General features: G+C 64.9%; 1 protein-coding gene. It reads right to left on the bottom strand.

Annotated elements, in window-relative coordinates; translation table 11 throughout:
* The coding region (locus tag IAE38_RS23765; protein ID WP_201219606.1) for a transposase at window positions 1-205 on the bottom strand (205 nt) is incomplete at both ends.

Raw genomic sequence — 205 nt, 5'->3', positions numbered from 1 at the left:
CTTCACGCCACGCAGGCCGCGCCGCATAAGGCTTCGCAGGAAGTCCGTCCAAAACGGCTCGGCCTCCGACGGCCCAACCCGCATGCCCAAAACTTCGCGGCCACCATCCGTGTTCACGGCCACGGCAATTATTACGGCGACCGAGACGATGCGTCCGGCCTCCCGCACCTTGACGTACGTGGCGTCGATCCACAGGTAAGGCCAG

Source organism: Pseudomonas sp. S32 (genome assembly GCF_016648095.1).
Classification (GTDB): domain Bacteria; phylum Pseudomonadota; class Gammaproteobacteria; order Pseudomonadales; family Pseudomonadaceae; genus Aquipseudomonas; species Aquipseudomonas parafulva.
Note: the sequence above shows the minus strand (reverse complement) of the source record. Positions and strands in the feature narration are given on the sequence as shown.